Origin of the sequence: Erwinia sp. MYb416 (genome assembly GCF_037479575.1) — a bacterium.
GTDB classification, from domain to species: Bacteria; Pseudomonadota; Gammaproteobacteria; order Enterobacterales; family Enterobacteriaceae; genus Erwinia; species Erwinia rhapontici.
Genome location: NZ_JBBGYT010000438.1, coordinates 960,167 through 972,758 on the forward strand (window position 1 = coordinate 960,167; position 12,592 = coordinate 972,758).

2 protein-coding genes are annotated in these 12,592 nt (G+C 57.2%); both read left to right on the plus strand.

The genetic code is table 11. The annotated features are described in order from the left end of the window. The first annotated feature begins 8 nt into the window (after positions 1-8). Positions 9-12,047, plus strand: coding sequence for a hemagglutinin repeat-containing protein (locus WH277_RS14060; protein WP_339505806.1), 12,039 nt, complete (start codon positions 9-11; stop codon positions 12,045-12,047). Then, positions 12,034-12,528, plus strand: coding sequence for a hypothetical protein (locus WH277_RS14065; protein ID WP_339505807.1), 495 nt, complete (start codon positions 12,034-12,036; stop codon positions 12,526-12,528). The genes WH277_RS14060 and WH277_RS14065 overlap by 14 nt, the downstream gene beginning before the upstream one ends. Positions 12,529-12,592 lie beyond the last annotated feature (64 nt).

Here is a 12,592-nt window from a genome sequence, read left to right on the forward strand (position 1 = left end):
CCAGGATTATGGACAATCATCAGCAACCGGTTCGCCGTTCTCAGCGTCTGCTGAGTTATCTGATTTGTACGCTGATTGCCGGGCAGCCGCTGCTGCCAGCGGTGGCTGCCGCCATCACCCCGGTGACCCCGGGCAGCCAGATGGACAAGGCGGCCAACGGCGTACCGGTGCTGAATATCGCCACGCCAAACCAGGCAGGGATCTCCCATAACCAGTTCAGTGATTACAATGTCGGCAAACCGGGGCTGATCCTCAATAACGCCACCGACAGGCTGACGCAGACCCAGCTGGGCGGGCTGATCCAGAACAACCCGAACCTGAAGGCAGGAAAAGAGGCGCGCGGGATCATCAATGAGGTGGTTGGCGGCAACCGCTCGCAGCTGCAGGGCTTTACCGAGGTGGCGGGCAAGGCCGCGAACGTGATGGTGGTTAACCCGTACGGGATCACCTGTAACGGCTGCGGCTTTATCAACACGCCGCAGGTGACGTTAACCACCGGGAAACCAAGCTTTGACAGCCAGGGCAACGTCAGCAGCCTGGCGGTTTCTAAAGGCACTATCATCGTTGAAGGGCAGGGGCTGAATGCCAGCCAGAGCGATGCGCTGTCCATTATCGCACGCGCCACTGAAATCAACGCCGATATCCATGCCCGGGATCTGACGGTGATTGCCGGATCGAACCGCGTTGATGCGCAGGGCAAGGTCACTGCGCAGGGATCTCAGGACCCGCAGCCCTCGGTGGCGGTGGATACGGGCGCGCTGGGCGGCATGTACGCCAACCGCATCCGCCTGGTGTCGAGTGACAAAGGCGTGGGGGTGAACCTTGGCAACCTTAATGCCCGTCAGGGGGATATCACCCTGGATGCCAGCGGCAAACTGACGGTGAACAACAGTCTGGCCAGCGGTGCGCTCAGCGTCCGGGCTGGGACGGTCGCGCTCAGCGGCGATCATAAAGCCGGTGGCGACATCACGGTCAGCAGTGACGGTGACGTGGCGCTGAAAAACGCGGCGCTGGTCAGCGATCGGGATGTGATAATCAACGCCGGGAAAACAGGGGCTCTGGAGAGCGGCAAACTGACGGCGGGCCGGGATATTCAGCTCAGCGGCAATGCGCTGACGCTGGATAGCGCCAGCCAGGCGAACGCAGCCGGAGATATCCGGGCCACCGCGACCACCCTGCTCTCGCAGCAGGGTCAGATGACCGCCGGACAGGATCTTACGCTTAACGCGGACGCGCTGGATAACCGCGGTGCGCTGAATGCCAGCCGAAACCTGAGTGCCCGCGCCACCACGCAACGTAACAGCGGCACAATGCAGAGCAGCGGCGACCTGACGGTCAGCGGCAGCCAGCTGAAAAATCAGGGAAAGATGTTGAGCGGCGGGTCGTTAACCCTCACTGGCGACCAGCTTGAGCAGAACGGCACGCTCAGTGCAAAAACGAAGGCCAGCCTGACCCTCAGCGACAGGCTGACGCAGGGCGCTCAGGGAGAAATACTCAGCGACGGTTTACTGTCGATGCGTGCCGGGCAACTGGAGCAGCAGGGCCTGCTGTCGGGCGATCGCGGCGTGTATTTCAGCGGCGACGGTTTGAATCAGCAGCAGGGCGCACGCATCACCAGCCAGCAGGCGATTGACCTGCAGGCCGACCAGATGCAGCTGGGCGGGGAGGTTAACGCAGACGGCGATCTGACGCTGAATGCCGGGACGCTGACGACCCAGAGCACGGCGCAGGTACAAAGCGGCGGTAACCTCAAACTGGCGGCGCAGCAGGCGACGCTAAACGGCACCCACGCCGCGCGCGGTGACCTCATCGTCAACGCCACCACCCTGAACCATAACGGCAAAAGTAACGCGGCGCGCATCGCCCTGACCGCCGACAGCCTGAATAACCACGGCACCCTGGTGGCGCCCGAACTGTCGCTCAGCACACAGCACCTCACCAACGGCGGCCTGCTGGATGGCAGCCGCAGCCTGCAATTGCAGACCGATCTGTTCGATAACCTACAGGGTGCCACGCTGCACAGCGCAGGTGACCTTGCACTGAGTCCCGCACGGCTGAATAACGCCGGGCTGATCGCCAGCGATGGCGATCTGACCCTGAGCGGTGACAGCCTGTTTAACCAGGGTGAAATTAACGCGCACAATCTCAGCGCGGATTATCTCGATCTGCACAATCAGCAGGGTGGCCTGCTGCTGGCACAGGGGCAGCTGACGACCGTCAGCCAGTCACTGGATAATGCCGGACAGATGGCGGCGGCGACACTGCATGTTTCGGGCGATCGCATCGAAAACAGTGGCACCTTGCAGGGCAACGACAGTCTGGCCCTGAAGGCGCACACTATCACCAGCCAGGGCGATATGGTCTCGGATGGCGCGCTGAGCATCGACGGCGATAGCCTGAACAACGGCGGTGCGCTTCAGGGGGCGGTGCTGGCCCTGACGCTGGTTCAGCAGTTTGCTAACCAGCAGGGAGCGGAGGTGAATGCCACCCGCAGTCTGGCCATTGATGCGGCAACGGTGGTGAATGACGGGCAGATGGTCACGCCTGCTCTGACTCTGAACAGTGCCAGCCTGGTGAACCGTGGCTGGATGCAGGGTGATAATACGCTGGTGGTGAACAGCGCAACGATCGATAACCTCGCGGGTGGCACCCTGGTGAGTGGCGACCGCGCCGAACTGACCAGCACCACGCTGAATAATGGTGGTCAGTTGCAAGCTGGTCACCTGGTACTGAGCAGCACCAATCTCAATAACAGCGGCACGCTGTTGATGAACCATCAGGGAGAACTGACGGTTGCGCAGACGCTGACCAACAGCGGCCTGTTGCAGGCTAACCGCGCACTGACGTTAGGCACACGGCAACTGGTCAATACTGCCAGCGGTGCGCTGATTGATTCCGGCGGACTGACGCTGACGCTCGACAGTCTGCGCAATGACGGGCTACTGCAAATCAGCGAAGCGCTTGATGTGACGGCGCGCGAGCTGAATAACCAGGGCCAGCTGCTGGCAGGTCGCACGCTGGCGCTGAACGCGACGTCATTGATCAACGGCGGCCTGATGCAGGGCGATGAGCGGCTGACGCTTGACAGCACCTCGCTGGATAACAGTGGACAGATCCGTAGCCTGGCAGACGGCAAGGTCAGCGCAGACAGCTTACTGAATACGGGAAAAATTACCGCGCAGGATCTGGCACTCAGCGGTAATGTCCTCCGCAATAGCGGCCTGTGGCAGGGTAATCAACACCTTGGCGTCACCGCCGGGCAACTGACGCAGAGCGCCAGCGGGCAGGCCCTGAGCGGAGGCATGCTGGAACTCAGCAGCCATACGCTGACCACTGACGGCACCCTGCAGGGGGCGCAGGTTAGCGTCACGGCGCAGAGCTGGCAGCACCTCGGAACGGCCATCGGCAGCGCAGGCATCTCGGCACAGGTCGGGGATACGCTGGCGAATGCGGGTGAGATTTTAAGCCAGGGCGGCATTCAGCTTGATGCTGCGACGCTGAACAATATCGGCAAGCTGCTCGGCGAAGATGCTGTGACGCTGCGTGCCACTGGCTTCACTAATCAGGGCGCGGTGCAGGGCAGCACGCTGGCGGTAGACGCCGCAACGCTGACCAACAACGGCACGCTGGTGGGGTTGCAGGCCCTGACCCTCGGCTCTCTCCCCGCCGCTGTGGCACGCATGGCGCTGGCGGCAACACCAGCAGTGCAACGTATTTATAGCGGCAGCGGTAAGCTGCTGACCCAGGGCACTCTGAGAATAAACGGCGACAGCCTGAGTAATGACGGCATCTGGCAGGCGCAGGATATTGTCGCCAACGCCCGCACGCTGAGCAATCAGGGCCGTATACAGAGCGCCGACAGCCTGGAGTTGCAGCTGAGTGATACGCTGGCCTCCGCTGCCAACAGCCAGATCGGCGCGCAGGGAGAAGCGTTACTGCATGCCGCCACCTTCAGCAATCAGGGGCAGTGGACGGCTAAAAATCTCGCGCTGACGGCCGATACGCTGGATAACCAGGGCACCATCAGTGGGGTGGATAACCTGACCCTGGGCCTGACGGGTGCGCTAAAACAGCAGCAGGCCGGATCGTTGTTAAGCGGCGGTGCGCTGGGCGTGAATGCGACCTCAATAGAGAATGCCGGACGTATTCAGGGCAACACGCTGGCCATAAACGGCAGCACGCTGGAGAACAGCGGCAGGTTACAGGGGGATAACGGGCTGACGCTGGTCCTCGGCGATCGCCTGACCAATCATCAGAACGGGATACTGTTCAGCCAGCAGGCGCTGACGCTGCAGGCGGCGCAGATGACCAACGACGGTGTGATTCAGGGGGGGAAACAGACCCGGCTGGATATCACCGGAACGGCACAGAATAACGGAAAACTCCTTTTCAGCGATGATTTGACGTTTAACGCGTCGCAGCTGAATAACGGGGGCTGGTTACAGGCGACCGATCTGCTGCTCAAGGCGGCGCAGGTAGAGAATACAGGCACGCTGCTGGCGCAACAGCAGGGCGCCTTTACCGGCAATAGTCTGATCAATCAGGGCAGTGTTCAGGGCGATCGACTGACGGTTAACTATCAGCAACTGAACAACAGCGGCACCGTGCTCGGCAACCAGCAGCTAGATGTCACTGCCGCAAATGTCGAGCAACAGGACGGCGGCAAACTGCTGAGTGGCGGTAATCTGACGCTGAAGGCCAACCAACTCTCCCCCACCGGTCAACTGGTGGCCCTTGGGGATGTGACGGCCACACTGGCTAACGCCTTCACGCATCGCGGCACACTGGCGGCAGGCAATCAGCTGACGGTCACCAGCAATGGTGCCATCGACAACCAGGGCGTGATGCAGGGGCAGGGCGTGAATCTCAGCGCGGGGAGCCTCCTCAGCAACAGTGGGAAAATCACCTCCGGCACTCGAACCAGTACCCTGAGCGGTAGCCAGATCAACCTCAATGACGCCGGGAGCGTGCAGGGCGGGGGCGATATCTCGCTGACCAGCCGTGGTGATATCAATATCGCCGGCTTTACCGGAACCAGTGGGTCACTGACGCTGACGGCACCGGGCAGCATCATTAACACAGCCTTACTCTATGCCGGCCAGGATATGCGTCTGCAGGCCAACAGCATCCGCAACCAGCGTGGCGATATTCTTGCCGACAACAACCTGTGGATGCAGCGTGATGCCGCAGGCAATGCCAACAGTGAAATCATTAACACCTCCGGCACCATTGAGACGCGCAACGGCGATATTACGATGGCCACCGCGCATCTGCTTAATCAGCGCGACGGGCTGACCGTTGTTCGCCAGATTACTAATATAATCGATGCCAGTGCGGGCTATGTTGATGTGCCGTTAAGCAGTTTTAACCCACAGGATATTCTTTACGAGAATATGAGGGGGTGTGGTGGTGGGCGTAATGATAGTTGTCACAATAGCTATACGGCCAGTTTGAAAAATAAAGAAGATAAAACTCGTAAGCAGTTGGTTAGTACAGAATCAATAACAGCCACCGCAAATGGCGGGGCATCACGTATTGCCGCAGCGGGTGATCTTATTGTAAGAGCGGGCGATCTTGAAAATAATGCAAGTTCGCTACTGGCAGGCAACAGGATTAAGCTCACGGGAAATCAGCTTAACAATGATTCCGTAGAAAACGGAATCATTTCGCGATACCAGACCTATGTTAATAAAACTGACATAGCAGGAGGTGGAACACCTATTACGTCGGGTAATTTCCGTTTTGAAATTAGCGGAGGGCCTGAGTTTACAACCAAATCCGGAACGGCTTACACGGCCGTGATCCAGGCCGGTGGTGCACTGACCACCAGCTTCACCAGTAACGTCAGCAATACGACTACCCGTGCCAATACCGGCACGATCACCAGTACCCTGGCAAAACCCGTGCTCAATACCCTCAGCCAGCAGGGTATCGGCAGTGCCGTAGAAAAACAGGCTCTGTCCGGCACTGAAAAAGTGACGGTTAATTCACCCCAGTGGCAGGCGCAGATCCAGTCAGCCCTGCAACAAATGAGTGGTGGCAAAGCCCTGGACAGCAACGGTCAGCCGCTGGCGACGCTGGCCGATCAGCGCACGAATAACAACAACGGCACTTCGCTGTTTACCAAAAAACCGGCCTCGTTGCAGCAGCCAGTAGCTCAGAGTGTGGATACCAGCGCGTGGCCACTGCCCACCGGCAATAACGGCTATTTCGTTCCTGCCAGCGATCCCAAAAGCCCGTATCTGATCGTCACCAACCCGCAGCTCGACGGGCTGGGCAAGCTGGATCACAACCTGTTTGGCGATCTCAATGCGTTACTGGGCAAACAGCCGGGCAGCGCACCGCAGGAAACGCGCAGTGCTTACACCGACCAGAAACAGTTCCTTGGATCGTCCTACCTGTTGGATCGCCTCAATCTTAAGCCTGACTACGACTACCGTCTGCTGGGTGATGCGGCCTTTGATACCCGCTATGTCAGCAATGCGCTGCTTAATCAGACCGGCAACCGCTATCTGAACGGAGTGGGTTCCGACCTGGAACAGATGCGTTATCTGCTGGATAACGCCGCCAGTGCACAGCAGTCGCTGGGATTAAAATTTGGCGTATCGCTGGATGCAAAACAGGTTGCTGCGCTTGACCACAGCATTGTCTGGTGGGAAGCGACGCAGATTAACGGCGAAACCGTGATGGTGCCAAAGCTCTATCTGTCACCGAAGGATATTACCGTCAACAGCGGCAGCGTGATTGCCGCTAACTCGGTGGAACTCAACGCCGGAACGCTGACCAACAATGGCAGCACGCTGGCCGCCAAAACCAATTTGAATATCAACAGCCAGAACAGCATCAGTAACCTGAACGCAGGCCTGATAAGCGCTGCCGGGGATATGAACCTCAGCGCGTTGGGCGATATCAACAATATCGGTTCGGCCATCAGTGGCAAAACACTGGCGCTGGAGAGCCTCGACGGCAGTATTAATAACCAGACGCTGGCCACGCAGTGGAACGCCAGTAGCAAAGGCTGGCTTGGCTCCGGTGCGGCAATGAGCCAGACCCAGCTGGGCACAACGGCGACGATGAGCGCACAGCAGGGCGTAACGCTGAAAGCGGGCAAGGATATTGCGGTCACCGGCAGCAAGGTGACGGCAGGCGGCGATCTGAAACTGGATGCGACAGGCGATATTGCTATCAATGCCAATCAGACGTCCAGCAGCAGTCGCTATACCGGGTATGCAGGCAAAAACATCGCCAGCAGCGGCAAGGTCGACAACGTCGGCAGCAATCTCTCTGCGGGAGGTTCATTAACTCTTAACGCCGGAAACGATCTCAGCGCCACCGCCAGCACCATCAGCGCGACAAAGGATCTGTCGCTGTCGGCAGGGCACGACCTCAACCTGAACGCAGCAGACACCGCGCAGCGCAGCAGCAAGGGCAAAGGGGAAAACCATGTCACCGGTCAGGATCGCACCACGCTGACCAGCGGCAATGATCTGACGCTCAGGGCAGGCCGCGATCTGAACAGCCAGGCGGCAGGCCTGGTGGCCGATAACGATGTGACATTACAGGCGGGCAGGGATGTGAATCTGCTGGCAGCCACCACCACTAAAGGTGACAGCTACCGCAGCAGCGAACGCACGGAAATCCACGAAGCGGTGCGCCAGCAGGGCACGGAGATTGCCAGCGGCGGCAATACTGCGGTGCAGGCGGGGCGGGATATTAACAGTGATGCTGCAACGGTCAAAGCCGACGACCTTCTTGCACTTCAGGCCGGCCGTGACGTCAATCTGAACAGCGCGCAAGAGAGTGACTACGCCTTTAAAGAAGAAGTCACTACCAAGAAAGGCTTCCTGAAGAAAACCACGACCCACACCATTAAAGAAAATTACAAGACCACAGCAAAAGGAACGCAGCTGACGGGCGATGCGATTTCTGTGGTGGCAGGACATGATGTCACTGCAACGGGTGCAGCTATTGGCGCGGAAAGCAGCGTCACGCTTCAGGCGGGTAATGATGTTAACGTGCTGGCTGCCACTGAGAGAGCATCGACCTACAGTCTGCACGAAGTGAAAAAAAGCGGGCTGATGGGCGGCGGCCTCAGTATTGGCTATGGCAAACAGTCGGCGAAAACGGAATACAACGGGGCAAAAGTCACCCAGAGCGATGCACGAAGCCTGGTGGGGGCCTCTGCCGGTAATGTCATTATTGTTGCCGGGAATAATGCGACGGTGAAAGGCAGTGATGTCCTTGCTGCACGTGCTGCTGACGACATCACACGGGCCACCGGGCATATCGACATTACCGGGGCCAACATCGCCATTATCTCTGGCGAGGACCGCATCCGTGAAAGTCTGTCTCAGACAGTAAAAAGCAGCGGCTTTGGTCTGACATTAACCGGCACGCCGCTGGATACCGTGCGTAACCTGCGCGATATCGTCACTTCCTCCGGTAATGGCTTCCAGAAGGTGAAAGCGTTCAGTACTGAAACGGGGGCTTCCCTGGGAGACACCGCCCAGGTGGGACTGAGCTACACCCGGTCCTCAGCCAACAGCCAGCAAAGCAGCGACAGCGTTTACCAGAGTGGCAGCCAGCTGACGGCCGCCGGAAATACCCAGCTGCATGCCACAGGCAAAGAGAATAAGGCGGGCAGCGGCAACCTCCTGGTGGCGGGCAGCAGCATCAGCGCCGGGGAAGATGCCATTCTTGAGGCGAAAAATCAGCTCAGCGTTGTGGCCTCAACAGACAGCCAGAAGGTCAATAGCAGCAGTAAAAGCAGCAACTGGAGTGTGACCACAGATATGTCTACCCCGGGTGCCATGACGCGCCTGGTGGGTGGCACACCCAATCACGGGACTCAGGTCACGCCGGTTGGCGTACAAAAAGACAGCAACAAAAGTGACGGCACGTATCTGACGCAGAATGCTTCATCCGTGACGGGTAACCATGTGGCGTTGGCCAGCAGTGAGGGCAATATTCTGCTGGCGGGCAGCACACTAACCGGTAGCCGGGGCGTCAGCGTGCTGGCGACCAAAGGCCAGGTGACGGCGACCAGCGGTGAAAACTCACAGGTTGAGAAAGCCAGCGGCAGCAGCAGTACTCTCGGATCGCTGGGCAGTGATGGCTACAGCGGCACGCTTGGCTGGGGGCAGTCAGCCTGGCAGCAGGCGAGCCGCGGTAAACAACAAAGCGTGGTGCGCAGCGCTATCGTCAGCGACCAGGGTGACGTTACGATAGCGTCAGCGGGTGACACGGCGCTGAACGGCAGCGATGTGTATGCCGGTAACAACCTGAAGGTGAACGGTCAGAATATCGTGCTGGGCAGTTCACAGGACAGCACCAACAGCAGTAGCAACAGTAAATCCGCGCAGTACGGGATTACTACATCAGTGTCGGGTTATGCCGTTACCCTGGCGCAGGCAGCGGAAAAAATGACTAATAGCCTGTCAGGCAGCGACGACCCGCGCCTGCGGGCTATCTATGCCGCACAGGCAGCGTTAACCATCGCCTCCACCGTTACGCAAAATACGGCTGCCTTAAAGGTGACGGTGAAAACAACGGTGGGCAGTAGCCACCAGTCGCAGCAGTCAGAACAGGTCGCACAGCAGGGGACGGTACTGAAGGCGGTGCAGGATGTGACGCTGACTGCCGATCAGGATATCAGTGGTCAGGGTGTGCAGGTGGCAGGTAAAAACGTCACGCTGGATGCAGGGCGCGATATTGCCCTGAGTTCTGCCCAGGACATCTATTCACAACAGTCAAAAAGCGGCGGTAATCAGTACGGTGCGGGCGTCGGCCTGGGCGGTGGCGGTGGTCAAAACGGTTTCACCATCGAACTTTCTGCCAGCCAGAGTAGCGCCAAAGCCGATGGCAGTGGCCTGACGCACCATAACAGCGTGGTGGATGCCAGCGACAAGCTGGTGGTCAACAGCGGTCGGGATATCGTCCTGAAAGGCAGCAACCTCTCGGGTAACCAGGTGGAGGTTAATGCCGGGCGCGACCTGCTGATCGCCAGCCAGCAGGATAAGGCTAACTACGACAGTAAAGACAGCTCATCCGGTTTTAGTGCCAGCATTTGTGTTCCGCCTATCTGTGCGGGTACGACCGTTCAGGGCAGTGCCAATATCAGTGGCAGCCAGCTGTATAACAACTATGCCTCGGTACAGCAGCAGAGCGGCATTGCAGCAGGCAGCGGCGGCTACAATGTATTTGTCGGCAACCATACCCAACTGGATGGCGCAATCATTGCTTCGACGGCCGATGCCGATAAAAATCACCTTAGTACCGGTACGCTGGGCTGGAGCAGCATTGATAATGTGGCGAAGCAGTCAGCCACCGGTTTTAACGTTGCAGGGGGGACAGAAGGCCCGCCGGCCGCCGGACTCCAGCAGGTCAAAGACAGCGCCAGCTCTACTACCATCAGCGCGATATCGCCGGGCACTATCGAGATCCGTGATGCTGCCCAGCAGAAACAGGATATTGAGACCTTAAGCCGCGATACGGCCAACGCTAACGCCGCGCTGGAACATACCTTCGATGCGCAGAAGATGAGGGACCATCTGGCCGTGCAGCGTGAGATGGCGGCGCTGGGGCAGCAGGCAATAGGCTATGCCAGCACAATACTCACCGAGAAAGCAAAAGAGGAGGCCAAAGCCGCTGCGCTGGCCAGGCTTGCAAAAGAAGATCCCAACTTTAACAGTCTGAGTGCCGCTGCGTTGACAGCGAAGGTACTTAATTCTGACGAGTATAAGCAGGCAGAAGCCAAATACGGCATTGGTTCTAATTTCCAGATAGGTGCTAATGCCATCGTCGGTGCACTGTCTGCCCTGGCAGGCGGTAACGCAGGCGGCGCACTGGCGGCGGCCAGCGGACCGATGCTGGCGCAGGTGATTAAGCAGGCCTCTGGCGAACACGAAGCCATGCGCGTGGTGTTGCATACTGTTGTCTCCGGGCTGCTGGCCCAGGCGCAGGGCGGCAGTGCGATTGGCGGTGCCGCCGGTGGTCTGGTCTCTTCGGTTGGTGCGGAACCGCTTAGCCAGCTGTTGTATGGCAAAAGTGCTGCTCTGCTGACGCAGGAGCAGAAAGAGCTGGTCGCTAACCTCGCCACGCTGGCCGGAATGGGCGCGGGTGCGGCGGTGGGCGGCTCGACGGGTGCGGGAAGCGGCGGGGTGGCGGCGAAGGTTGAGGTGGAGAATAATGCTCTGACTCTAATGCAAAATCAGCAACGTATGAAAGAGTTAGCTGAATGTAAGTCAGATCAGGCATGTGAGAAAAGTATCACTGAAAAGTACGTAAAAATTTCTGCTATTCAGACCGACAGAATTAGAAATTGTGACGGGGCCACGGCATGTATCGCTGCCACACACGAAATGAGCGATTTAATTGCCGACTATTCGTCAAGGATCGACCAACTGATGAACAAGGCGCATGATAATGGCACTTTATCAGCAGACGAAGCTGAGGAACTTTCATATCTGAAAGGTGTTATGCCTGGTCTGGAATCTGATCGTTTTCAAGCCATAGATCGTGCAAGGGGATCTGATGAGGCATCACATATTATCGCAGAGACCATTGCCGCAGCTGCTGCCGGAACATTGGGGGGAAATTCAAAGGGAAAGAATGACTTAAATGAGAAAAAATCGAGTGGAAATACGCCCGAAATTATAGTCAGACCGCAAACTCTTGACCCTATTTTTGCCAATGATACCTGGAAGCCAGTCAAGCGTTTTCAGCTTATTGAGAATGATGGATTGTGGTATACAGTGGGCCAAAATGGTTCAATGTACCGTGCTAAGGGAACGTACGACTATGTCACAATCGATGGTAAAACGTATGTTTCGCGCACCAGTTCAGATCCAACAGCTGGTCATTATGATATCTCAAGAGGGGCGCAACAGGTTGATTATGCCGGTGCTGTAAAATTTGGTTGGAGTGACGGTACTCGTGGCATTTTGAAGGAATTTGATAATGCATCGGGACATTACAAACCTTCTGCTGATGCCGCTGCTCAGTCGGGATTACCGTTGGATAAATTTAAGGATCATGATGTTAAATGAACTGATTTCTCAACTTCCAGATGGAAAGGCGATTAATAAGTTGGTCACTCTGCTCAGAAAACAGCAGGAACAGGAGATTATGGAGACTATGGAATATCTTCTAAATCATCCGTCAGGTAAGATACAAATGGTTGCCTTGAAAATTGTTCCACGGGTCATTAATAATCCCGCTATGCTTATTCGGCTCCTGGATTGTGGGCTGGAGAAAAAAAATATATCGGGGGCAGCACCTTACATAAGGGCGATTGCGCCCAGTTTGGGCTATAAAAAGATGCTTCATCATCTAAAAAAATTAGCGCAGAATGAACCCGAGAAGATAGTGTACATCTGGTATTCATTGGTTCCTGAAGTTCTTAGAAGTGCTCCAGAGCAGCTATTTTTGTTGAAAGAGATATGCCAGAAAGTTGATGAACATTTAGTTCGGGATGGGGAGTTTCGGTCATTTTGGCAGCGTACTAAAGATTCGGTTCCGTTGTTATGAACCCTTCTTGGTTTTCTGAGAAGGATGAAGCTATTTCATTATGCTTATCAACTCATCCTGCGCT